The sequence below is a fragment of the Stenotrophomonas sp. Steno-Z10-HUANG genome (assembly GCF_056393075.1).
The window spans coordinates 43,366-67,766 of sequence record NZ_JBWJPA010000014.1; the positions used below are offsets into that span (position 1 = coordinate 43,366).

Annotated in this window: 19 protein-coding genes, 1 tRNA gene and 1 pseudogene; 7 read left to right on the forward strand and 14 right to left on the reverse strand. The window is 63.4% G+C overall.

Translation table 11 applies throughout. From position 1 onward, the window contains the following. Positions 1-89: 89 nt before the first annotated feature. The 4 genes and pseudogenes from AC06E6_RS15995 (at position 90) to AC06E6_RS16010 (ending at position 6,093) form a co-directional block, all read left to right on the forward strand. Positions 90-1,514, forward strand: coding sequence for a DcaP family trimeric outer membrane transporter (locus tag AC06E6_RS15995; RefSeq protein ID WP_478061991.1), 1,425 nt, complete (start codon positions 90-92; stop codon positions 1,512-1,514). A gap of 72 nt (positions 1,515-1,586) precedes the next feature. Next, positions 1,587-2,820: pseudogene (locus AC06E6_RS16000) on the forward strand (amino acid permease). Positions 2,821-2,852: 32 nt separating this feature from the next. Beyond that, positions 2,853-5,141 (forward strand): Orn/Lys/Arg family decarboxylase, encoded by a 2,289-nt coding sequence (locus tag AC06E6_RS16005; RefSeq protein WP_240211577.1) that lies wholly within the window; start codon positions 2,853-2,855, stop codon positions 5,139-5,141. Between the two features lie 46 nt (positions 5,142-5,187). Next, positions 5,188-6,093, forward strand: a complete 906-nt coding sequence (locus AC06E6_RS16010) for a cation diffusion facilitator family transporter (RefSeq protein WP_240211578.1) — start codon at positions 5,188-5,190, stop codon at positions 6,091-6,093. Between the two features lie 272 nt (positions 6,094-6,365). Here the strand turns inward: AC06E6_RS16010 and AC06E6_RS16015 are convergent, their stop codons facing one another. Then, positions 6,366-7,247 (reverse strand): M15 family metallopeptidase, encoded by an 882-nt coding sequence (locus AC06E6_RS16015; RefSeq protein ID WP_478061992.1) that lies wholly within the window; start codon positions 7,245-7,247, stop codon positions 6,366-6,368. A gap of 255 nt (positions 7,248-7,502) precedes the next feature. Here AC06E6_RS16015 and AC06E6_RS16020 point away from each other — a divergent pair, with 255 nt between their 5' ends. After that, positions 7,503-8,630: a YadA-like family protein gene (locus AC06E6_RS16020; RefSeq protein WP_478061993.1), complete on the forward strand. Its 1,128-nt coding sequence runs from the start codon at positions 7,503-7,505 to the stop codon at positions 8,628-8,630. 93 nt (positions 8,631-8,723) lie between these two features. Beyond that, positions 8,724-9,074 carry a hypothetical protein gene (locus AC06E6_RS16025; protein ID WP_478061995.1) on the forward strand — a complete coding sequence of 117 codons (351 nt, stop codon included), beginning with the start codon at positions 8,724-8,726 and terminating at the stop codon, positions 9,072-9,074. A 63-nt stretch (positions 9,075-9,137) separates the two neighbouring features. Here AC06E6_RS16025 and AC06E6_RS16030 read toward each other — a convergent pair whose 3' ends face one another. Continuing rightward, the gene (locus tag AC06E6_RS16030) at positions 9,138-9,725 is read right to left on the reverse strand and encodes an ankyrin repeat domain-containing protein (protein WP_478061996.1); all 588 of its coding nucleotides are present in this window, start codon (positions 9,723-9,725) and stop codon (positions 9,138-9,140) included. 119 nt (positions 9,726-9,844) lie between these two features. Between AC06E6_RS16030 and AC06E6_RS16035 the strand changes: the two genes are divergently transcribed. Next, a complete protein-coding gene (locus tag AC06E6_RS16035) occupies positions 9,845-10,300 on the forward strand; it encodes a GIY-YIG nuclease family protein (protein ID WP_478061997.1) in 456 nt (151 codons plus the stop codon). On the opposite strand, the gene mobF is transcribed toward AC06E6_RS16035, so the two are convergent. From mobF to AC06E6_RS16095, 12 genes are all read right to left on the reverse strand, one after another. Then, entirely contained in the window at positions 10,290-13,118 is a 2,829-nt protein-coding gene (mobF, locus tag AC06E6_RS16040) for a MobF family relaxase (protein WP_478061999.1), read from the reverse strand. The two genes, AC06E6_RS16035 and mobF, sit on opposite strands and share 11 nt — an antisense overlap. A 60-nt stretch (positions 13,119-13,178) precedes the next feature. Next, positions 13,179-13,901 carry a hypothetical protein gene (locus tag AC06E6_RS16045; protein ID WP_478062001.1) on the reverse strand — a complete coding sequence of 241 codons (723 nt, stop codon included), beginning with the start codon at positions 13,899-13,901 and terminating at the stop codon, positions 13,179-13,181. A 22-nt stretch (positions 13,902-13,923) separates the two neighbouring features. Beyond that, positions 13,924-15,792 (reverse strand): type IV secretion system DNA-binding domain-containing protein, encoded by a 1,869-nt coding sequence (locus tag AC06E6_RS16050; protein ID WP_478062002.1) that lies wholly within the window; start codon positions 15,790-15,792, stop codon positions 13,924-13,926. Continuing rightward, positions 15,770-16,534, reverse strand: a complete 765-nt coding sequence (locus AC06E6_RS16055; protein ID WP_478062003.1) for an ankyrin repeat domain-containing protein — start codon at positions 16,532-16,534, stop codon at positions 15,770-15,772. The genes AC06E6_RS16050 and AC06E6_RS16055 overlap by 23 nt, the downstream gene beginning before the upstream one ends. Positions 16,535-16,656: 122 nt before the next feature. Continuing rightward, positions 16,657-16,745 (reverse strand) — tRNA-Tyr (locus AC06E6_RS16060). A 174-nt stretch (positions 16,746-16,919) separates the two neighbouring features. Continuing rightward, positions 16,920-17,108, reverse strand: a complete 189-nt coding sequence (locus AC06E6_RS16065) for a hypothetical protein (protein WP_478062004.1) — start codon at positions 17,106-17,108, stop codon at positions 16,920-16,922. A 144-nt stretch (positions 17,109-17,252) separates the two neighbouring features. Next, positions 17,253-17,825 carry a hypothetical protein gene (locus AC06E6_RS16070; RefSeq protein ID WP_478062005.1) on the reverse strand — a complete coding sequence of 191 codons (573 nt, stop codon included), beginning with the start codon at positions 17,823-17,825 and terminating at the stop codon, positions 17,253-17,255. A gap of 79 nt (positions 17,826-17,904) precedes the next feature. After that, positions 17,905-20,835, reverse strand: coding sequence for a type IV secretory system conjugative DNA transfer family protein (locus AC06E6_RS16075; protein ID WP_478062006.1), 2,931 nt, complete (start codon positions 20,833-20,835; stop codon positions 17,905-17,907). 10 nt (positions 20,836-20,845) lie between these two features. Further along, positions 20,846-21,415 (reverse strand): hypothetical protein, encoded by a 570-nt coding sequence (locus AC06E6_RS16080; RefSeq protein ID WP_478062007.1) that lies wholly within the window; start codon positions 21,413-21,415, stop codon positions 20,846-20,848. A 66-nt stretch (positions 21,416-21,481) separates the two neighbouring features. Continuing rightward, a complete protein-coding gene (locus tag AC06E6_RS16085; RefSeq protein WP_478062008.1) occupies positions 21,482-22,693 on the reverse strand; it encodes a hypothetical protein in 1,212 nt (403 codons plus the stop codon). A gap of 59 nt (positions 22,694-22,752) precedes the next feature. Next, on the reverse strand, positions 22,753-23,397 hold the full coding sequence (locus AC06E6_RS16090; RefSeq protein ID WP_478062010.1) for a hypothetical protein: 645 nt from the start codon (positions 23,395-23,397) through the stop codon (positions 22,753-22,755). A 33-nt stretch (positions 23,398-23,430) separates the two neighbouring features. Next, a complete protein-coding gene (locus AC06E6_RS16095; RefSeq protein WP_478062011.1) occupies positions 23,431-23,832 on the reverse strand; it encodes a hypothetical protein in 402 nt (133 codons plus the stop codon). Positions 23,833-24,401: the final 569 nt, after the last annotated feature.

A 24,401-nucleotide genomic window follows, 5' to 3' on the forward strand; every position in this document is an offset into this window, starting at 1 on the left:
AATCGCCGGAGCGCCCGCGACGACCGACAGAAGCCGCGCCCGGGCAAGCGCCCGGCGCGACGTGGTGTTTGCAGAGCTTGGGACAGGCGATGAAACCACGCGCACTTGCGATGCTGCCGTTGTTGCTGGCCCCGGGAACCGCGCTCGCGCAGGACTCGGTCAGCGCACTGCGGCAGGAAATCAGCCAGGCCCAGGCGCACCTGCAGGCCCTGACCGCGCGCCTGGACGCGCTGGAACGCCAGCAGGGCCACGCGCCGCCCGACACTCCCGCGGCAACCGGCGCGCAGGCCACGCCACCCCCGGCACCCCCACCGGCAGCGCCCGCCAGCGCACGGACCGCGGTGGCCGCGGCGTCCATCCTCCCGCCCCGCGATTCGGTCGCCGACCCGTCCACCGCGGCATCGCGCCCGGACAGCGCGGCCTCGCCCACCGACCCGGAACTCAAGGGCTTCTTCGCCATCCCCGGCACCCAGACCCGGATCCGCCTCGGTGGCTATGCCAAGCTCGACGCCATCGCCGACAACCATGCCGCCGGCGACAACGAGCAGTTCATTCCCTCGTCCATCCCGGTCGGCGGCCCGCACCGGGATGTCGCGCATTTCGGCATGCACGCCAAGCAGACCCGTTTCAGCTTCGAGGCGCGCCGGCCGACCACCCATGGCGCGCTGCGCTTCTACCTTGAGAACGACTTCTTCGGCAGCAGCGACGGCTACCAGTTCCGTCTGCGGCATGCCTACGGGCAGCTGGGCAACACCTACGCCGGTTACGGCTACGCCACGTTCATGGATGCCGATTCGCTGCCCGACACGCTGGATTTCGCCGGCCCCGGCGCCGCCGGCTACCTGCTGGTGGCCGGCATCCACCACAGTTTCGCACTGGGCAAGGGCAACACGCTGACCCTGGCCGCCGAGGACCCCGATTCGCAGCTGGCCGCTGCCGGCGATGCCGACATCAGCACCGAACGCCTGCCCGACATCAGCCTGGTGGCGCGCATGGAGCGCGAGTGGGGCCACCTGCAGTTGGGAGCGGTCGCCCGCAGCCTGGGCTACGACGGTGATGGACGCGCCGACCGGACCTTCGGCGGCGGATTGCAGCTCAGCGGCTCCTACACCGTGGCCGAACGCGACCTGCTGCTGTTCGGGCTGGTCGGCGGCAAGGGCATCGCCCGCTATACCGCCGACCTCACCGGCTCGGGGCTGGACGCGGCGATTGATGCCGACGGCCGGCTCAGGGCGTTGCCGCTGCACGGCGGCTTCTTCGGCTACACCCACTACTGGTCGGACATGTGGCGCTCGAACCTGGTCTACGGCCGCCTGTACCTGGGCGATGCCGGGGCGCTGGCCGGCGACGCCTTCCGCCGCAGCCAGTACGCCGCATTGAACCTGATCTGGAGCCCGGCGCCGTCGTGGACGATGGGCATGGAAGTGCTCTACGGCCAGCAGCGGCTGCAGGACGGCCGCAGCGCCGACACCCTGCGCGTGCAGGGCAGCCTGCAGTACAGCTTCATCAAATAGCCCGCGCCCGCGCGGGCGCCAGCGCCGTTTCCACTGGAGTCACACCGGCATACCCGTTGAAAGGAGAACCCCATGGCAGGCCAGAAGAAGATCGGCGTGGTTGGAGCAACCTTCCTGGTTGCCGGCAACATGATGGGCTCGGGCGTGTTCCTGCTGCCCTCCAGCCTGGCCAAGATCGGCACCGCCTCGATCTGGGGCTGGCTGATCACCACCGCCGGCGCGCTGCTGCTGGCGTTCGTGTTCGCCAAGCTCGGCAAGCTCGCGCCCAAGGCCGGCGGCCCCTACGCCTATGCGCGCGACTGGTTCGGCCCGTACATGGGCTTCCAGACCAACACCATCTACTGGTTCGCCAACTGGATCGGCAACGTGGCCATCCCGATCGCGGCGGTGGGCTACTTCAGCTATTTCTTCCCGATCCTGTCCGAGCCGCTGCCGCGCTGCATCGCGGTTCGGCTGGTTCTTCTTCGACCCGGCCATCTTCAGGGGCGCCTACAACGTCTCGGGCCAGTCCAACTTCGGCGCGGTGTCCAGCGCCGCGGCACTGACCCTGTGGGCGTTCATCGGCGTGGAATCGGCCTCGGTGACCGCCGGCGTGGTCGAGAACCCGGAGAAGAACGTCGCCCGCGCCACCCTGGCCGGCGTGTTCCTGGCCGCCATCGCCTACATCGCCAGTTCCTCGGTGATCATGGGCATGGTGCCGAACGCGCAGCTGCAGGTCTCCGACGCGCCGTTCGCTTTGGCGGCGGCCAATGCGGTCGGCGGCTGGGGCGGCGCGCTGGTGAGCCTGTGCGCGTTCCTGGGCGCGGCCGGCTCGCTGGGCGGGTGGATCCTGCTGACCGCGCAGAGCGCCAAGGCGGCCTCGGACGACGGCCTGTTCCCCGGCGTGTTCAGCCGCACCAACCAGGATGACGTGCCGGTCAAGGGGGTGCTGATCGTCGCGGTGCTGATGACCGTGGCAGTGTTGATCACCTCCACCTCGAAGACCGCATCGGCACAGTTCGACGTCATCACCTCCGCCGCCGTGGTGCTGACCCTGCTGCCCTACATCTACTCCTGCGTGGCCTGCTACTTCGTGGTGGAGCGCTCGCACACGCTGGTGCACACCGGCGCGTTCTGGGTACTGACCAGCATCACCGTGGTCTATTGCCTGTGGGCGATCTTCGGCTCGTCCGGCGCGATCGTGCAGTACGCCTTCCTGTTCGTGCTGTTCATCACCGTCTTCTATCCGTTCTTCAGCGAAGAGCGTCGCAGGCAGCGGCTTGCCCGGCTCACTCCCGCCGGCGCCCCGCGTGCCGGGTCGAACTGAATCCCCCCGCCCGGCTGCACAAGGAAACCGCCATGTACTTCAAATCCCTGGACTATCCCATCGTCATCATCGACGCGGACTATGACTCGCCGCGCATCAACGGCATCCTGATCCGCGCCCTGGCCGACGAGCTGCGCCACAACGACCAGCGCGTGCTGTGCGGGCTGACCCTGGACGACGCGCGCGCCGGCGCCCGCACCTACGTGGCCGCCTCGGCGGTGCTGATTTCCATCGACGGCACCGAGGAAAACGACGAGCAGTTCCAGCAGCTGCTGGCGTTCCTGCGCGAACAGAGCAAGCGCCGCGCCGACCTGCCGGTGTTCCTGTACGGCGACCGCCGCACCATCGAGAAAGTGCCGAGCAAGCTGCTCAAATTCGTGCACGGCTACATCTTCCTGTTCGAGGACACCAAGAGCTTCATCGCCCGCCAGGTGATGCGCGCGGCCGAGGACTATATGGCCCGGCTGCTGCCGCCGTTCTTCAAGGCGCTGATCCACCATGCCGCCGAGTCCAACTACTCCTGGCATACCCCGGGCCACGCCGGCGGCGTGGCCTTCACCAAATCGCCGGTGGGCCGTGCGCTGCACCAGTTCTACGGCGAAAACACGCTGCGCAGCGACCTGTCGATCTCGGTGCCGGAGCTGGGCTCGCTGCTGGACCACACCGGCCCGATCCGCGCGGCCGAGGCCGAGGCCGCGCGCAACTTCGGCGCCGACCACACCTTCTTCGTCACCAACGGCACCTCCACCGCCAACAAGATCGTCTGGCACGGCACCGTGGCCCGCGGCGACATCGTGTTCGTGGACCGCAACTGCCACAAGTCGCTGCTGCACTCGCTGATCATGACCGGCGGCATTCCGGTGTACTTCACCCCCAGCCGCAACGCCCACGGCATCATCGGGCCGATCAGCCTGGAGCAGTTCTCCGGCGAAGCGATGCAGCGGATGATCCAGGCCAACCCGCTGGCCAGCAAGGCCGCCCGCCCCGGCGCCCGGCCGCGCATCGCGGTGGTCACCAACTCCACCTATGACGGGCTCTGCTACAACGCCGAGAAGATCGCCGACAACCTCGGCACCGCGGTCGACTACCTGCACTTCGACGAAGCCTGGTATGGCTACGCCGCGTTCCACCCGTTCTACGAGAACCACTACGGCATGGCCAAGGGCAAGCCGCGCGAGCAGGACGCGATCATCTTCACCACCCAGTCCACGCACAAGCTGCTGGCCGCGTTCTCGCAGGCATCGATGATCCACGTGCGCAATGCCGCCACCCGCGCGCTGGATGCGGAGCGGTTCAACGAATCGTTCATGATGCACACCTCCACCAGCCCGCACTACGGGATCATCGCCTCCTGCGATGTCGCCTCGAAGATGATGGAAGGCGAAGCCGGCCGCTCGCTGGTGCAGGAGATGCACGACGAGGCGGTGGCGTTCCGCCGTGCGATGCTGCATGTCAGCCGCGACCTCGGTCGCGACGACTGGTGGTTCAAGGTGTGGCAACCCGATGGCGTGGAACGTGCGCTTGCGCGCGAGGACGCCGCCCGGCCGATGGCCACCTCGCGCCCGGACTGGTACCTGCGCCCCGACGCGCACTGGCATGGCTTCGACAACCTGGCCGACGACTACGTGCTGATCGACCCGGTCAAGGTCACCCTGCTCACCCCGGGGCTGTCCATGGACGGCGAGATGGGCCGGCGCGGCATCCCCGCCGCGGTGCTGAGCAAGTTCCTGTGGACCCGCGGCATCACCGTGGAGAAGACCAACCTGTACTCGGTGCTGTTCCTGTTCTCGATGGGCGTCACCAAGGGCAAGTGGAGCACGCTGGTCACCGAGCTGCTGGCGTTCAAGGACCTGTACGACGCCAATGCGCCGCTGGCCCAGGCGCTGCCGGGCCTGGCGCGGGAACATCCGGCCGCCTACGCCGACTGGGGCCTGCGCGACCTGTGCGAGGCGCTGCACGACTTCAACCGCGAGTTCCGCGTGGCCGAGGTCATGCGCGAGATGTACGTGGACCTGCCCGAGCCGGTCATGACCCCGGCGCAGGCGTACGACCACCTGGTGCGCGGCGAGATCGAGCGGGTCGACATCGACCACATCAGCGGCCGCGTCGCCGGCACCATGCTGGTGCCGTATCCGCCGGGCATCCCGACCATCATGCCCGGCGAGCGCTTCGGTGCGCAGGACGAGCCGATCATCCAGTCGCTGCGCATCGCCCGCGAGCAGAACGCGCGCTTCCCCGGCTTCGAGTCCGACGTGCACGGCCTGATCATCGATGACAGCGGCGCGCAGCCCGGCTATAAGGTGGAGGTACTGAAACTGTGAGCCCGGCATGCGGCCGGGTGCGCCGCAACCGCCAGCCGACAGCCCGATGACCGGTACCCGACAGGAACAACGCGTACTGCAGCGCTCGATCGCGGCCACCGTGCTGGTCGCCGCGATCGGTTTTTTCGGCGGGCTGCTGGCGCGCTCGCAGGCGATCCTGTTCGACGGCGTCTACAGCCTGGTCGACGTCGCCCTCACCCTGGTCGCGCTGGCGGTGCTGCGGCTGATGGCCAGCGAGCAGAGCCCGCGCTTCCAGTACGGGTTCTGGCACCTGGAGCCGATGGTCGAAGCGCTGGGCGGGGCGATCCTCAGCCTCGCCTGCATCTACGCGCTGGCCAACGCCGTCATCGGCTTCAGCGATGGCGGCCATGAGCCCCGGCTCGGCCCCGGCCTGGCCTGGGCCGCGCTGCTGGCCGCGGTCGACCTGGTCATGGCGCTGTGGATCGGCCGCCATGCGCGCCGGCTGCAGTCCGGGCTGCTGGCGCTCGACGCCCGCGCCTGGCTGCTGACCGGGCTGATGAGCCTGGCGGTGGTCCTGTCGTTCCTGATCGCCCTGGCCCTGCGCGGCGGCGCGCATGCGCACTGGATCCCCTACATCGACCCGCTGGTGCTGGCCGGCATCAGCCTGGTGGCGCTGCCGGTGCCGCTGCGCGCGGCGTGGAAGGCCGCGCGCGAGGTACTGCAGGTGGCCCCGGACGACCTGGACCGGCAGGTACGCGAGGTCATGCGGGCGTTCGTCGCCGAACACGGCTTCGAGGGCTTCACCAGCCACGTCGCCAAGATCGGCAGGATGCAGTTCATCGAGATCCATGTGCTCACCCGGCCCGATGCACGGCTGGGCAGCATCGGCGATGTCGACCGCCTGCGCGATGGCATCGCCGAACGCCTGGATGCGCGCTCGGGCCGGTTCTGGCTGACCATCGACTTCACCTCCGACCCGGCCTGGACCTGAGCGTCTCCCTCGCGGCCGGCGGCGGGCGCCTGCCCGGCAGATGCGCGCAGGGCTTCCGGGCGGCGCCGGGCGTGACCGGCGCGGTCAAGCCGCGGATGCGTGCCGCGCGCGCTGGCCGCGACATCGGCGCCGGTACCGGCGCACCGCGATTCGTGCTGCCCATGCCCAGCCACTACAATGGCCGCAGCCCCTGTCCGGCTATCGAAGTGGAATGCGCGTGACCGAGAAAAAGCCCGAACACACCCCGTTGATGAAGCACCATTGGCGTATGTTCATGTGATGCGCCCATACCCCTTGTTTATAGCGGTTTTTCCACCCTTTCGAAAATTCAGGATCGGCCGTCGCAACACCATTGCAACAGGGGCCCGCCACGGCGATCTGAAATCAGTGCTCACCGGGCACTGTTGAGGCCCCTCGATCACGGGCATGGGCAAGGACCACCACGCGCTCCAGGCGAGCCGCGAAGTGGACACGCTCCACTCCCAGGGGCTGCGGCACACGAACCCATCGCATGCCTCCGCAGGAGTGATGGCCAGAGGGTCCAGTCCAGGCCAAAGGGGCGGCAAGGGCTCGGGCACCACGGCCGCCACCCTCACCTCGTGCCCGGCCTGATAAGAACGAATGGCCAGAAGGCAAGGCGCCCGAAGCTCAACGTGTGGCATGTCCTTGAAGTCGGTCCACGCCCCACCCCACCGCAGCCCAGCCGCCTGGGCCAGCTCACCGTAGCGCTCGTAGCCTTGGCGCACGTGGTCGTTCTTGAGGTTCCAGCTGGGTCGCCCCCGCTTGAAAATGACCATGTCGGCGGCGTAGCCGTGGTTGTGGCAGCTCCGGCCGGGCCCCGCCTGGGTCACGCCCTTTTGACTGGCCAGGAGTTCGGCCTGGCGCTGCTCTGACCGGTAGCCCTCGGTCAGTCGCAAGTCATAGCCCTCCGCTCTCATCTGCTGCTGGATCCGGTCCAGCTTGGCCCTCAGGTCGGGGTGGACACCGTCCCACTGAGGAGCGTCTTTGTGGCGGTGGAACAACCGATTGAACAGCCCCGGCTTCTTGCCATGAACATCCGCGATCGAGTCGGCAGGAACGTCGGCATGCGCCGGAACGGTGACAACGAGGAACAGGACAGACGCCAGCAGCGTCTTGATGAAGATTGAATACATGAGTAGGCCTCCTTACTCACACGGGTCTACTCATGCAAAAGGAAATTCGGAAACGCGCAAGGCCCCTTGCCAATCTGAAATCCATGTATAGAAAGAAAGAGGCAGGCCTCCTCCTTGCCTGCTGCTTCCCGGCTCGGCGCGGTTTCCTGTCGGTCCTGTAGCCGGGTCGGGAAGCTCTTCTTCTACCCCCCCTTGCGCGTTTTCCAATGCGTGTTACTCGTGAGTAGACACCCCTACTCTTGGAGAACAACCACCATGAAACGCTCACTTTTTCACGTCGCGCTGCTTGCCTGCCTGTTCTCTGGCACGGCGATGGCGCAGGTCCACGTCGGCAACAACGCCAATGCTTCAGCGTCTGAAACCACCTCAATGGGATACATGGACGATGGCACGGGTCCCAACCGCTACTTCCAGGCCAATGGTGACGACGATGGCACGGACGATGCGCAGGCAGAAAAAACGGGCGGGGTGGCGGCTGGTCGCAATGCAGTAGCAAAGGGTTTTAGCAACGTGGCAATCGGTGAAGATGCCCTTGCCGAGTCTGGAGAAGATGGCATGGGTGCCGTAGCGATTGGACCGTATTCCCATGCAAATGGCGCATCCACCACCGCGGTGGGTGATCGAGCTCAGGCGGAGGGCGGTGGATCAACCGCCTTGGGCACACAAACCATTGCGCGCGACGGCAGCCTGGCAGCCGGTAACGCCGCAAAGGCCACTGGCCATGCCAGCACGGCTGTTGGCACTACCGCACAAGCGACTGGCCGCGCAGCTACCGCATTGGGGAACAACGCCCGAGCCCAAGCGGACCATGCCACCGCGATTGGCTCGGCCACCGTGGCAGAACAGAACGGAACTACCGTCGGCACCTTTTCGGCGGCGGGCGTGAACGCAGCAGCACTGGGCTACAACGCGCAAGCCACGCACACCAACTCGGTGGCCATCGGCGCCAACACCCGCACCACGGGATCCAACCAGGTGGCCATGGGCTACCGGCAGGTGAGCCAGGTGGCCGATGGTCGAGTGGCCCAGGGTTCCACCGATGCGGTCAACGGCGGGCAGCTGTGGAACCTTCAGAAGTTGGCCGATGATCGCTGGATCGAGACCAATCGCCGCCTCGACCGCACCGACAAGCGCATCAACGGCCTGGGTGCCCAGACCGCTGCAATGGCGCAGATGGCCGCTGCTGGTGGTCCTTACGGCCTGGCCGTTGGTGAAATGGCTTTCAACGCCGGTGTCGGGCTCTACGGCAACGAAGCTGCCATCGCTGTCGGCTGGTCCAGCCGAGTCTCGGAACGGGTGAACCTGAGCGCCGGCGTGTCTTTCGGCACCGGCAACACCAAGGCCATGGGCGGCGTTGGCCTTTCCATCCGGTTTGGCCGATAAAAGGAGGTGATCCGTCTCGGCAGGGGCCCTTCGGGGCCCTTGTTCGGGCGCGCCAATTTTTAAAACATTTTCTTTATTTTCATAGACTTACAGTTGCAATCCGAGCCCTCTTCGCGTATAATCAGTCCCAATGAATTCGCAGAGGGGTGGGGCTTCGATGCCCTGCCCATCCCGATGGTCGCAGCACTGCCGATAACCGCCATCGCCTTGGCTCTTGCCAAGGGATGGTTCCTCAACCGAAACAGGAAAGGTGACACCAACAAGAACGAGCACAACGAAAAGGATGATGAGATGAAGAGAACCAACAGTTCAAGCAATACGAATGGCAACACCAGCACAACACTCCAGAACGCAATCGGCGCGATTCTGAAAGTGGGATACGACACGACCGTTGGGGTGGGCGCAGGCGCACTCCTTGATGCATGCAAGGCCAGCACACGGTGAGCCCCGCTCCCTGCTGACCCTCACGAATAGCCCGGGCTGGTCCCGGGCTATTCTTTTGAGCGATTACAACCGAGCGCGGGTCGCCGGATCAGGAGGCGGCATCGCCCATGCTTGTGCCAAGCGCTCCGCCTTCTTGGACGCTCGCCAGGCTTGAAGCACTTCCAGCGTTTCCGAATCGTCGGCCAGGTCCAGGGCCCCCTCGCCGTCCTGATTGAACGTTTCCAGGTCCGCGCCGTGCTCCAGGAGCAACCGACACATGGACGGCTGGCCCGAACGTGCAGCGGCCAGCAGCGGCGTGTCCCCCGTCATGCCGTCGACGTCGTCCACGTCCGCCCCTGCCTCCAGCAGCAGTTCGGCCACCGCGATCGAGCGACCCCAGACGGCGCGCATCAACGGCGTGTCCCCGCTCTCCCTGCGCTCCAAGGGCAACGTCAGGGCATCCACTTCCGCGCCATTGGCCAGGAGCAATCGGCAGGCATCGAGGTGGCCCCCGAATGCGGCCAGGTGGAGCGCCGTCACCTGCTCAGCCATCGTGGACACCATGCCCTGATCGACCAGCACGTAGCGCCCGGGATCCATACCCACCTGTAGGAGCCGGTTCAGTTCGTCTGTGTCGCCCACGCGGGCCGCGCGCATCCATCGGTTGTCCAAGGCATGCTCCCTCTTGAGGTCGATAAGCCACGGTAGATCGGCATGGGGAACGCGCAAGGGGTTGCCAGCCCCCGAATCTGATCTATTCGTGAGTGGGTCGTTTCACTCATTGAGAGACCATGACCCACCGCCACAACCTCGGACGCCGCGAGAAGTATCACGCCCTGCCCCGCACCCTTTACGCCCTGTTGTTCGACGACGGGGGCTGCTACATCGGCCAGAGCTCGAACCCGCATCAGCGGGAGAAACAGCACCGCTCGCGCCAAGGCGGTTGGCACCGCCCTTTCCAGTTCCATGTGCTGAGCGTGGTGACGGCCACCCGGGCGGAAGCCGAAGCCCATGAACAGGCCTGGCGCGTCAGGGCGTCGAAGGAAGGCTGGCGTGTCTACGCCAAGCCACCTGGCATCGTCATCAACCCCCACCGTCGGGCAACGCCTCACGTGCGATGGTTGGCACATCAATGCCGGTGGACACTGGGCACACCGATGAGGCGTGCTGTGAAACGCGTGCGGTGGTGGCCGTGGATCACGGTGGGGGCCAGCCTCTTGCTGCTGGCCCGCTGCGTCACCGGGTGAGCACGGGGCCGCGTTGCTTCTGCACCGGCACCTGGGGTTTCGGCTTCAATCCCGCCAGCAGCTCTTCCACGTCCTGGACCAGGTTGCGCACGGGAGCTGCCTGGGTCTCGGACAGTCCGACGCTCAGCGCCATCTCCTTATGGCGTTCGGTGCCCAGGCGTTCGGTCATACGCTCCATGACGTCGTCCGTCGTATACATGCGGTAGCTGCCCTTGGTCAGGCGCGTGAACGCCACCAGCGCCGATTGCTGGTCGAGCATGCCCATGTTAGTGGCCAGGTGGTAGATCTCCGCCTTGCCTTGCCCTTGGGACTTGTGGACGGTCATCGCATACCGGTGGGCCAGCGCGTTGTGCTCGCTCGAGTTGAACCGCACGAGGCGCCCGTTCTCCTTCGGGTTCGAGGCCTCGATGCGCACCACCAGGTCGTAGCCGCCCACCTTGTCCTTGCGGATGCTCTCCACCGTTCCCTCGGTGCCGTTGATGACGCCCAGGTCGTTGTTGGTCGCTGTGAACATCACGCGGTCCTGGCGGGACAGCGTCAGGTCTTCCCACTGCCCCTTGACGATGGAGCGGAACGTGACTTCTTCCTTGTCCAGCACACCCTGTTCCTGCAGCCCTATTCGGATGGCCATGTTCAGCGTGGTGACCTCGCCCCGGGTGTGGGCCAGCACCAACTTCTCGTCCATCGGGGTGGGGTCTTTCAGGTAGTCGTCCACCAAGGCCTTGATCGCCTGCTTATCGGTGCCGAAGTCGTCAATGCATTTGCGCTTCTGGAGGTTCTGCAGGATTTCCGCCCCCATATCGAGGGCGCCTTGGCGGCTCCGGTGCCCTCGGCGCATGTCCTTCACCCTCCCCTGGCGGTCCCGCTCGTAGAAGCTGTTCGCGGTGAGCAGGTCACCGGCATTCTTCTGCCGACGGATCTCGGTCAGCTTCGTGTCCCCCAGGGCCATCTTCGCCAGTTCGAAACCGTTGCCCGCGGCGATGGGTTGAAGCTGGTCGCTGTCCCCCTGCATCACGAGCTTGGCACCTACCGATTGGCAGTAGGTCATGAGCTTCAGGGTGTCACCCGTGGCCACCATGCCGGCTTCATCGAGCACGACCACGTCCTTCTTGGTCAGGGCCACCTTGCCCTGACGCACCTGGGAGAAGAACTTCGCCACGGACATGCAAGGCATGCCGGACTCTTCTTCCAGTTTCTTGGCGGCCTTGCCGCCGACTGCCAACCCCATCAGCTGCTTTCCCCCGGCTTCGAAGCATTGCTTGTAGACCTCGGCCACCGTGGTCTTGCCGGTGCCGGCCAATCCCGACATGACGCCCACTCCGGCCGTTCCATAGGTCAGGTGGCCGATGGCGGCCTTCTGCTCCTCAGTGAGGGTGAACCCCTTGCGCTTCTCATACGCGGCGATCTCCCGGTCCACTGTGGAGCGGAACAGCTTCAGGTCCGTCTCGTTCTCCCGCTCCTTCGAGCGGCGGATGATCTCGGCCTCCCATTCGACCATCCAGGTGGCGCAGAAGCGATCCTCCCGGTGCTTGCGCGCCAACCGATTGCCCCGATCGTCTTCGTGAAGGTGCTCGGCTTTCACGCGCACCAGGTCGTCCTGCTGGGTGAACTCTTCCGCCATCTTGAGCACCTCCCCGGCGCTCTTCTGACCAGCGAATTCCATCCCCAGCTCCCGGACCAGATCGTGCTCGCAGAACATCGCCTCGTTCTCGTGCATGCGCTTCAAGACCTCGTCAAAGGTATGCGGGTCCAGGTGCTGGCCTTTGGTCTGCTTGAGGGACTGGGTGGTGGGGACCAGATCCGGTCTTTCCTTGGCGATGTTGGCGAAAGTCTGCTGCCAGTCCTTGACCACCTGCTCGAACGGCGGTTCTTCCTTCTTCTTGCGGGTCGCCTTGCAGGCCTCGTCGTGACTGGCCGATGGGTGTTCTTTGACGTAGTCCAGGATTTCCTGGCGGCGGGTCTTCGTCTGGAGCACGAGCTCCCGGTCGATGCCGGCGATGGTGGTGAGAATCTGTCCGGTCTCCCGCCCCATCACGTCCACCTCGCGTTCCCGCTGAATCCCATAGCCCAACGCTTTCATCGCGGCGTAGAGCTCGGCCTTGTAGAGGTGATCGGCGGCGTGCCGGTGACGGTAGATTTCGATGGCGTCGAAGGTGCCCCAGCGGCCGTCCTCCCCCTTCGAGACACCAAAGACAAGATGGTGGGTGTGCAGATCGCACTGCACGTTCCTGTTACTTATGTGGTCGGCGGCAGTCCACACCAGCCCCTGCGTTCCGATGACTTCTTTTCCTCCCTTCTCCCGTCGGGTTTCCACCTTACTCTCGATGTAGCCCATGGCCACGGCGCAGGCCTGGCGGTGGGCTTCCAGGATGGCCAGCTTCTCGCGCTCGTCCGCCAGCGCAAACGCCACGCTCACGTCCCCGGGCGCGGAAATGGTCAGATCGAACCCCACCCGATGGCCGCCCTCCCACTTCTCCATGGGCTTGCCATCGTCGTCCAATCGCACGTTGCCCCAGCGATCCGTCTTGATGACCAGCCGGGGTTCCTCACCGGCGTTCTTGCACAACGGCCTTCCGGTGGGCGAGAACCCCTTGCCCAGCAGTTCCATCACCTCGCGGGTGACCGGCTGCCCTTCCAGGCCGAGCTCGGCGGCGAGGCTGCCGCCCCAGTTGATCGTCTGACGGGGATCGGGGCCGCTGCCGGCGTAGTAAGCCACGGCGTTGTCGATGGACAGGCGCTCGGTGGCCAACATGTAGTCGAACATGTTGGCGTTGTTCATGTTGTTGCCGCGGGCGTTGATGGGCGTGCAATTGATCATGGGATCTCCGAAACCATGGGATGATCCAAGGTCCCAGAAATCCACCGATGCGCAAGGGGATTACTTCTCCAGGCGCAACGTGACCCAGCGGCGCTTGATCTCCTCCACCACGGCGATCACGGGCTCCTCGCCCAAGGCTTTTGCATGCTTGGCTTTGGGCACCGAAAGCACTTTGAAGCCCAACCCGATGTTCTGGGCGTTGCTGAGGTAGTAGTTGACCGTGGTCCAGGAGTCCGTGGTCCAGCCTTTGGTGCGCTGCTTGGGATGGAGGTGGCCCACCGCGTCGTGCGGGATCCAGCACTTGAAGCGATACAGCCCGTCGGCGTCCTTCTTGAACTCCGGGTCTGCGGGGTGGCGGACCATCTCCGGATGAATGACCAGGTGGTCTGGGTGCGGGTCGGTGGACATGTCCAGATCCACCTCCAGGATGTAGTCGTAGGCCTTGTCCGTGGTCACCAGACCTCCCGACAGGACGGCCTCGCATGCGGATACCAGGTGGTCGTATCCGGCTTCGACCATTCGCTTCCGGTATTCGGCAGCTATTTCACTCGGAAGGTATCCCAGCAGCTTCGGCGGCGCCTGTTGTGTCATCACCAGAACAGCATTGGGGTCTACCGCATTGTTCTTGTCCGGATACAGCACGACCAGGGTGAAGATTCGGCTGGTGATGCCCTTTCGGTTCTTGGCCAGCTCGTCCAGCGACTCCCGGAAGCGCGACGTCAGCGCCGCCTTGACCGCATACTCGGCCGTGGGCTTCCAAATCGGGACCGTGATCTTGGACATCCTTGCCTCCCCTGGTGTCGGTTCAGCGGGAGAATAACGCGTCGATCTCTTCGGGGGTCATGGCCAAGGTTCGCTGCACCTCGGCGATGGCCGCGGGGTCGTCTAAGGCTGGCGATACGACTGCCACATGCGCTGCGTCGACCCGGTCAATGGGCCCAGCGGGCTTGGTGGTCCATGCGGCAGGCACCTGTCCTTTCCTCACTTCGGGGTAGCTCCTGCCGGGCCATCCGAGCAACAGCACATCCCCACCCATCTGGACGATCGCCTCGATGCCCCACTTCTCCGGCCCATAGCGCTTGCCCTTGCGGAAGCCGAGCCGGTCGGTGAGTTCCCCACTGGAAATCAGCGCCCTGCTCTCTTCATGAACCTGCGCCTTGTCCTCGTGCGAACGCCAGGCGATCTTGTGCTTGCCGAGCTGACTGGCCAGCTTGTCGCGGGTCGCCCCCATCTGCACCTGGCACACCACATGGGTGCCCACCAAGGATGAGAACGCCTGGGCGGTCTTCTCGCCGTAGACCAATTCGATCTGGGCATGGTCCTGGACCGCCATGACGGCCACCACGCCCTTGCTGCGTCCCAGCGCCAACAAGGGATCGATGTTCAACCGTCCAGCGCTGGTGAGCTCATCGAACACGAAGTAGAGCCCCCGCCCGCTTTCGTTGTCCGGCAGCGCAGGCCCGATGAGATCCGGAACCGCCACGTTGATCATGGCGGCGATGTAGGCCTTGGTCAGCGTGGGATCGGGTCCCGATTGAACGATGACCTGTTTGCGGCCGGTGTAGTCGTCTCGAATCCACTCGGTCATCGAGAAGCGGCGCTGGCCCACCTTGGGCCAGGCGGTGGCCAGATCGTCGATGAGGCGGGTGAAGCCCCCCAGCGTGGACAGCACGCTGGCGGTGGTCTGGCTCTCGGCGTTGACGACCAAGGCCGCGCCGCGGGGGTAGTGGTGGCGCATGCCCTCGCACATCACCGCCGCAGGCCGCCGCAGCAACTGGGCCAGCTCTGGGAAGCCCCAGGTGCCCGGCTGCGTGTTCTGCAGTTCACGCACGCACCCGATGAAGAGATCCTGGGCGGCCATGGTCCAGAACTTCGAGCTGCCCTCTCCTTCAGGAATGAGGGAAGCCGCGAAGGCAGCCGCCTGGGTGGGCGTGCGCACGTCAGAGGCCACGTCCCACACGTAGGACCGTGCGTCGAACGGCGACACGATGATGGGACGCTTGAAGATGGAGGTGAAATCCCCCTTGATGTCGTAGAGGAACAGCTTGGCCGCCTTCATCCTGACCAGCTGCTCCAGCACGTGCTTGAGGATGACGCTCTTTCCCGAGCCCACCGATCCCGTGAGGAGCACATGGCGCGCCCACTGCTTCTTCGAGAGCACTAAGTCCGGATGCAACGACAAGGCGAATGGGTCGGCTTCTGCCTCCTTCGGTGTGAGTGATCGGTGCCGCGCCTCGGCAATGGCTTCCTGTCCTTCCAGCAACTGCGGGCCTGCCAGGTGCCAGGTGTTGCTCACGGGCTTGGCTTCTTTCAGGAACACGCGGACGGCCAGGCAACCCGCCAGCAGGAGTGAAGCACCGATTCGCGTCCAGGTGGCCAGGGGGTGGTGATAGGACACCAACTCGATGAACTCCCGCGCTGGACCACGAACGGAGATTCCGGCGGTCAGGAAGTGGTAGCCAGTGACCAAGCCACCCTTCAAGGCATCGGTGAAGCGGATGAGCTGGCCATCCGGGTTGGGGATGAGCCAGGCAACGCCCATGGCGCCCACGTAGACCACCCCGAACACGAACCCACCGCCCAGCAAAGCGCGGTGCCAGTAGCGAACCGGTTGCGAAGGGGCGACGTTGCCGGGCACCTCGCCCAGGGCGTCATAAGGCTTGGGCTTGCTCATGCCGGTGTTGGTGCTGGTGCATGCGCGTGGGGGTGCGTCCACGCCAGCCGGGCTGCTCAGGGTTAGCGCCCTGGGCCATCAGCTGCAGGCAGACGCGGGCGTGCTTGTGGAGCGATGCGAGGTGGAGCGGTGCCCAGCCCTGCCCGTTCAAGGCGGAGACATCCGCACCGGCTTTCACCAAGGGGGTGACCAGGTGGGCGTGGCCGAACCGCGCCGCATGGTGAAGTGGCGTGTTCCCGTTGGGATCAGGCATGCGCACGCTGGCGCCCATGCTGATACAGGCCAACAGCGCCGCTTCGTGGCCCGCTCGGGAGGCGCCCGTCAGCCAAGCTTGCCAGAGGCCATGCTCCTGGAGTCGTTGCGCGTCAGCGTGAGCTGCGCGCGCTTCTTCGGTGGCCATCGCCAGGTCGTGAAACAGCCCCGTGTGCTGGGTATGGGTGAGGCGCGAGACGTGGTCGGCAATAGCACTGAACGCCATGGGTTCGTTCTTGTTGCCCAGCCGCCGCTCGAAGGCCCGGACCATGTCGAGGGTCGAATCGTTCTCGGGAGCGTCGAAGGTCAAGCGGTGAAGCCCCCACCGGAGATCCACCTGGGGAGCATGGTCGGCGTCGCCGTGGCAAACCTGCCAGACCAGGTCGCCGCGTCGTCCCTCGACGGGCGCCAAGCTCAAGGCGTGGGCGCGGGCCAGGACGACGGAAGCGTGCTGCGGCTCGTTGCCGAACTCACGCAGCAAGGCGTCCACCAGGACTTCCGTTCGGTGGAGACCCAGGGGGAGTAATTGGTGCTGGAGAGATTCACGGGGGTTCATCCCCATGGTTGTAAAGACGAATCTGCGTCCGTCAAGCAAAAGGCCATCACCAGCGTTGGTGGGTCAGGTAGGACTCGAACCTACTGGGGACGCGATGCCATCAGTTTTACAGACTGCCCCGGCTGCATTACCGGACTACTGACCCTTGTGAAGCTTCACCGTTCGGAACGATGTCATCCCGGGATGGGTGCCAAGATCATCCAGACCATCACTGTGATGACCCAGAGGGGGTGAAGCCAGAACATGAACTCTTCCCCATCAAACCGTCCGAGGCTCCGCCGGAGGAAGACACGCACTTGTCGGTAAGAACGGCTCATGCTCAGCTGAACATGACCTCGACGCCCATGTAGATGACGCCTACGAAGAACAAGCCCACCAAAGCGGCCTTGGCCATAAATGGTGCCAAAGCGAAAGCGATAGCCAGAATGGCAATGGCAAAGAAAACTGCCAAGATGGCGAGGGCGGCGTTCTCTACGGCCCATTCGTAGAAGTTAGCAATGAAAGTCATGTCGGTCTCCTTGGTTGTTTACGAGTAGGTCGGTCTACTCTTGTTACACCTTCAGGAAACCACACCAGAACTGGGTGTCAAGTCGAAAAAAAGCCCGATTCTGTGAAGAACCGGGCAGTTTTTGATACTCGTTGAGGCTCTTTCTTAGCGAGACTGACCGTATCGTTGACGCTCTGCTTCGCGGGCACGTTGCCGCTCAACCGACTCTTGCTTCTCGGCGTCCATGAAAGCCTCCCATTGCCCCCTACCCTGCGACTGATGCTGGGTATGGGACGGGCCCTGAGACGTCCTCTGCGACCGCCAATCAGAAACCGATTGGGGAACCCATGATTGAGCAGCTTCGTTCTGAGCGGACTGGATGTGTTCCTCCTTTGCCTGAGCCGTCGTCGCAATCTGGCTCGGCAGCTCCTCCTTTCCCAGGCGTTTTGCTCCTTCATCGGCTTGCTTGAGCTCGCGGTCTTGAAGGGCTTCCTTGAATTGCTTCTTCTCTTCGGGAGATGCCGCGGCATAAGCTTCGTTCCGCTGCATCGTGGTGTCTTCGATGGTCTTGCTCAGTCCGCTGACCTTCTCCTCCCATGCAGAGCGCTCTTCCTTGTGAAAGCGATTGGGACGCCCCTGGAGGCGGAGTTCGTCCCGCTGGTCGCGGAGCGTAGTGAGTTGAAGGTCGAGGTCCATCAGGCGGGAGCCGGAAGGTGGGGTGGTTGACTGTTCTTGCATGGTTGTTCTCCGTGGTGGGGAAAGGGATTGTTTTCAGATTGAAGACGTATCGGAAATGCGCAAGGGGGGAAGCAGCTGATTAGGCTGCCTCCTCCACCTCCGGCTCGGCGGGCGGGACCATGTCCTGGAATGCTCCAGGCTTGGACACCTTGATGAGATCCACACGGCGAACCCCTGCGCGATTGAAGTAAGCGATGGCGTCGCCCTTCCCAGCCAAGAGGGAGCTAAATTCCTCCGGCTTGAACAACGGTTGGACTTCGCGCTTGCCGCCACTCGGAACCCGAACGACCTTGGACGTTTCAGCGTCAATCTCCGCCTGCGCCTTGGGACCGTGCCAGCGCATGGAAGAACCCGGCGGCTGATCCAGCGCCATCATCTGGCCTCCGCCCATCCGCTCGAAGTGACTCATGAACACCGCGTTGGGGTGATTGAGATCGTTCAGAGGCGAATTGAGCAGATTGGAGAAGCCTGCCTCGTAGTCCAAGCCCGTCGTGGGGGATTCGAACGTCGTGAGCAGTGCCGACCCCAAGCGTTCAGCCATGAGCGCGTAGGTCTCGTTCGTTGACCGGTAGCACATGATTGACAGGAATGAGTAGACAAACTGCCGCGCTGACCACACGTCCTTGAACTTCGCCACAAGGCCTTCATAGTTCTGTGTGGCGTAGACGCATGCCATGCCCAGGCTGCGTGCGATTGGCAACAGGTCGCGCTCCACCTTGCTCACGATGAGTTGGCATTCGTCTTTCAGGTCCCACATGGGCCGCTGGCCTTCTGCTTTCCACACGGCGGGATCCACCAAGGCACGCTTCTGGATACCGCTGTAAACCCGCTGGGTCACCAGTGCGCCGATCAACAGGCCAGCGTCGCCGTGGACAGCGGTGGGCAAGCACACCCCGACGTGCTTTCCATAAAGGGCAATGGAAACGTCCACCCCTTCCTCCGTTGAATGCCAAGGAATGCCGTTGTTGTCCCGGAGGTGCTTGCCGCGAAGCAATACCCCCACCTTGGCACGCACGTTCAGCATGAAGCTGTTGCGGTGTTCCGGCTCCATGCCAGGCCACTTGTTCAGCAAGTAATCCAGTGATGCCGACAATAACGAACCAGGCATGCCAATGTCAGGATGGATGGAGTTGGGCTGGGTGGCCACACGGCTGCTGTAGTCCACTGCCAGCCCTGCATCTTGCGACAGCCCTTTGATTTCACCGGGGTCGAAGCCCAACCACAAAGCCAACTCCTGGAAGGCTGATCCAGCCATCCACTCCTCGCCCACCTTTCGAGGCTCATTTGCCAACGACAGCAGCTTGTCCAACGTGGCCGGGGTCCAGAACCAGGCCCGATCCCGCTCTGCCTCGTCGCTCCACCGAGACAAGCGATCGCTCAAGTCGGCCAGGGAAGCTTCGATCGACGACACGTCATCCCCATTGGCCATGGCGTCGGCGCGGCGGCAAGCCAGATCATCGATGAGAACCTCTAGGCGTCGAGATTCCTGGATGGCGTGCTGGCGCATCGCCAGCTCGTGGTCTTTGAGCGCTTCATGGACGACGGTAACGTGGTCCATGTAGTCCCGTGCGCCGCTCTCCCACACTGCGTTCTTATCGTTGCGATCGAACTCGCCACTGACACTATTGATGGCAATGCAAAGCTGCTGGGCGTCCAATCCTTGAAACGGTGCGAACCGGATGCCAGATTCGACAATGAGGTCCAACCATTTGCGCAACTCCCCAGCCAGCGCCATCTTGCCATCCGTGACCAACGTCCCGCCGTATCCGTAGAGACGGTGCTGCAAGAAGGCAGGAATAAGACCCGTCGACGTCTTGCCGATGCCGCTCTCCCCGAAGAAGAGCAGATGCATCGTAAGGTCGAGCTCTGACAACACCATGGGCATCCCTGCATCGGGAGCCATGCCATAGTGCTTGCGGGTCAGCCAACCAGTGGCCTGGCCGAAGTTGATCAGCGGTGACTTGTCCAGAAGAGCCGCTTCAGCCTGCTGAACGCGTGCACTTACGTGGGTATTGGCCAGTGCGCCTTGAGTGCCCAGGTTGTATTTCTCGCCCTGCTGCCAGAGTTTGGCAGCACGCTCAAGAGCCTCCCTTTCGGTGTAAACCATTGGATACAACGACGCCAGGCCGAACCCCAGGAAGGCGCCCATGTCACCGGGGAGCACCAGGCAAATCGCACCTAGCACGGCTGCAGCCACTGTCCAGGCAACCATAGCTTTTGCACGCTCGGTGAAGCCCAGCCAAAATCCCTTGTGAACATCAGTGAGGGATTGGACAGCGCAAACCACCAACCCGATCGCACCAAACGCCATCACGGCCATGCCAGCAAATAGCATAGAAAGCGTGTTGCCTTTCATGTCTGGAACAAAGGATTGACCAGAGGCGAACAGCAATGGGAGCACGAAGGTCAGAACAAACGCCTTCAGCGTGGCGCCCAAGCCTTCGCCTTGCTTCAGAGTCACCAAGTAGGGAATGGTCAGCGCCATCGCTACCAGGGTCAGCAGAAGCCAGCCCCCACCGGCAGTAGCCGTCAGGAAGATGAAGGCCGCCAACGCCGGCAGCGCGCCGAACATAAAACTGGTGGCGGTGCTGTCGCCGCCTTTGCCTCGATCCTGTGCAAGGACCATGCTTTCGTAGCGACGACCGCTCTTGGTCATCAGATGGCGGGGCGTGGTATCTCGCAGATCGGCTGGCGTTTCTGGCCACCAAAAGGAGAAGCGCTCAAAGGCGGGACCTTGAATGGACTCCGGAACAATCCAGCGCTGGGTGTGCTCGTTGTAGATGGCCCCAAGGTCCTTGACGTCCTCCTTGTCTTCGTCGGTGATGACGTTGACAAGCTCTCGACTGGGGATTCGAGAGGACACATCAAAGCGACCGACAACCTCTTCATAGAGGTCTTCGGCTTCCTGGCGAATAGCTCCTGCGGCATCCACCTGATGCCGCCAGCGTCCAGGGACCACACGTCCGGCCAGTGACAACACATCAAAAACTGTAGGAATAGCAATGGTCATCGTGGCCTCCTTAACGCGGGTTGTATTTGTTACAGGCTGCTGCCTGCTCGTTCGTGAAATCGCTCAGCCCTTGCGCAGCCGCTACGGCCAACTGCTGGCACTGGGTCAAACTCAATTCAAGAGGAGCTTTCTCCTTCTTCGCACCGCTAACAAGACCAGTTAGGGTGGAGATGAGGCTCGAAGGGGTTTCCTTCTGGGACTCCACTGGACTCAACAGAGCGGCTTCGGACGACTCACTCTTATTGGAAATCGCAGACGCCAGCGCCACGCATAACAGCGTGAAAGTTAGCAAAGCCAAAGAGACGCCCTTGCTGATGTGGGGCTGGCTGGCCACCCTGACCTGGGTGGCATTGAGCTGACCGAGCTGCCACTGTTTGCGACTTTCAGGCGTGGAGCAAACTGGAACCCGATCGGAAGGGATGTAGTAGTAACTGTCATATACCCCAGCGCCTACTTCGTCCCGCTCCAATCCAAGTTTGCTTGGCTCACCGAGGAAGAGCTTTCCATGGAGGTGAAGCCATCGGCTTCCGAAGGAAAGCTTGCGCTTACGATACTGCTTGAAGAGTTGATCAAAGATCATGAGTGGGCCTCCTTATAAACTGACCTACTCACGAATAGCGCATTTCCACCGATGCGCAAGGGGGGATCATTCGATCCCCGACTTCTTCGCCCACGCATCCAAGTCCGCGTTGGCTTTCTGCTGCCAATCGCTCTTCGGTTCGGAAACCGGTGCTCTGACCTTCTTCGGCATCGTGGCTGGCGCACGCTGCGTTGACGGTTTGGGCTGGGCCTCTTTCCGCGCCGAGTCCGCCACCACTGGACCAACGACAGGCTCAGGCTTCTCAATCGTGGGTTCGGGCCCGGCCTGCTCTGAATGCAAGGCTGGAGACGGCGCGATCACGGGGGCTTCCACCACCTCGGGCAGCTGCTTGGGAACCACCGGAGTGGCAACCGGTGCCATGGGAGCGGGTGCGATCGGCGACGATTGGTAGTTCTTCTCTTGCAGGATGTAGATCGCCCCAGCGACCAATGCCACCGCCACCACGCCGCCCACGACCCAGGGCCAACGTGAGCGGGGCTTGGATTGTAATGACGCTTGCGGTGTCTCTGGAGGCGTGGCCTCGGGTGAGTTGCTAGGCTCCTCAACAGCACCGAGAGCCAAATCGCTCTGCCCGATGGAAACGTCATCGGTCACCTGAGGCTCTACGAGAACCTCTGCTGGTAAATCCGAAAGGGCATTCAACTCCTGTGCCAATCCAGGCGCTTCCACAACCGGCCGTCGTTCAGTCAGCGCCGAGACAAGAAGCTGTTCGCCCACCTCAGCCGCATCTTCTTCAAAGGCAATTGCCGCTGACTCATGGACCGACTGCGCGCCTATCAGGTCTTCCACTGCAATTTCAGCAAAAGGAGCTTTGACCTGCTTTCTGTCGCCATCGACATGGACAAGGTCCTGGGCCATTCCGTCCGCCACGAGAGAACCAGCCGCATTGGTCTGCAAGAAATTGGTAGCCACATTGACCTTGGCCGATTGGACCGCAGGGGGACTCGACTTGGCTTCTGTAGCCTTAACTCGTTCCTCCGCGGCCTTTGCCCGCTTCGCGTCCAGTTGTGCCTTGGCTTGCTTCGCTTTCTCTGCTGCAGCAGCAACACCCTTCTGGGTCAACTCTGCGGCACGCTTCCCGATCACGCCGGCCCAGTGACCGGCAGTCTTCAAGGCTTCCTTGGTGTTGTCGGACACCACCTTATTGTCCCCGAGGGGGGATACACCCAACGTGTCGTCACGGGTCGTCTGAAGCTCGCGTTTGCGTTGCTCACGAGCCCGTTCCCGCATGCGCCGTTGCTTTTCAATGTCTGACATAGCTTCCTCCGTGTTCGATGGGGGAGCCCGAGAGCCGATGGGCCCTCGGGCCTCGTTTGTTACCGGACGTCCGGCACCGGCGTTACGACGATCACGGGCTCACCGCTGCCGCAGCGGTCGTCCACGGTCACCTTCGACAGCGCACCGCGTTGGGCCAGCTCCACGATGGGCACCTGGCAGGCGGCCTTGTCGGTGCCATGGAACACGACCGTAAGCCCGTTGGTCGACTTGGTCAGCAAGCCGGCGAACTTGTCCAGGAACGCCTGGGTTTCCTTGTCCAGCCGCTTCATGTCTTCGGGGCTGTAGTTCAAACGCAACGAATCCAGGACGGCTTCCTGCTTGCCTTCGACGGTCTCGGACTTCGTGACAACTTCGGCCTTCATGCCAGCGGCGCGCGCGGCCTCAGCTGCCTCCTCGGCGTGCTCACGCTGCTGCTTCAGGTAAGAGGCCGTGGCGCCTACGGCCGCACCCGCGGCGCAAGCGGCAATGGCTCGGTCCTTCTTGCCGGTCAGGTAGGCCAAGGCACCACCGGCGACGCAGCCAAAACCGCCGGCCTTGAAGACGCGCTTCTTATCGGTCGTTGGCTTCGCCTCAGAGGAAGCGGCCTGCTCCGACGGGTTGGACTGAGCCAGTGCCTGCAGCGGCATTGCCATGGGCAGGCAGGCGATCAGGCAAAAGGTGATGGGGAGGGTGAAACGTTTCATGGATGGATCTCCTAGTGGGGTTGGTGGGGGTGCTCAAACGTTGGGCTTGCTCACGGGAAGGCCCGCGCCACGCGTGGCGGGACTGCCTCTTGGAATGGCCGATGCGTTGCTCATCGACGTAAGGACATGGCGAAGCGCGTCTTCGTAGCGCTTAATGGCTTGGTCTTGCTCGGCCTTCATCTCGTCGCGCAGCCGCTTCTGGTCATCCTGGAGAGACCGGCGCAAGGTCGCGTTCTCCTCGCGCAGCTGATCGAGCAGAAGCTCCAGGTGGGCGTTCGAGTTCTCTAGCACCGCGATCAATGTGACGCCCGCGTTATGCCGCTCCAGTGCATCGCGCATGTAAGCGCTGAACGCCACCCCGCTCTCGCGAGCGAGACGGCGAGCCAGCTTCAGTTGCTCGCGATCGAGATTTACGTTTTGACGAACGAACGCCATTTGTCGAGTAGCTCCGTTTCTGGATTACTCCACCGATACCTGGAATCCGCGAGTTGGCAAGGCCCCACCGCAGGAGCCTGAAAAACATGGGTGAAAGGAGCTAACAAGCGCTGACCTTGTCTCCTGACGCTTGTGACACTGTCAGGCCTTGATTGCATTGAGCTTTCGCCGTTCGTGACGCAGATTTTGGGCGCGAAGCGCACACCCACTTCAGTGCGTCATGTGTATGTGCAATCAAGGGTGACTAAAAGGCTCTTTCTGCCCGCGATTGCCGACAGCCTTTCCGACGCGAGGCTGTTCGGCTTTTGCACTTCGGCGCCCCCCCTTGCGGTTATCCCCATGCGCGGTATTGGTGGTGCATCCCCCATCAGGATCACCTCGCCCCCATGCACGCCTTGCCTTCAATCGCACAACGCCTCCCCTCCCCTTGCGCCCTCCGTCGTCCCTCGCTCGGCATCCCTTCAACGTTTCGTTCGCGCCCCTCATCCCCTCACTGGTCAACCGTCCTTGGTGGCGCTCGCAACCCGTCAGCGCTGTTTACGAAAACCCTTGATGCAATCGCTTTAGTC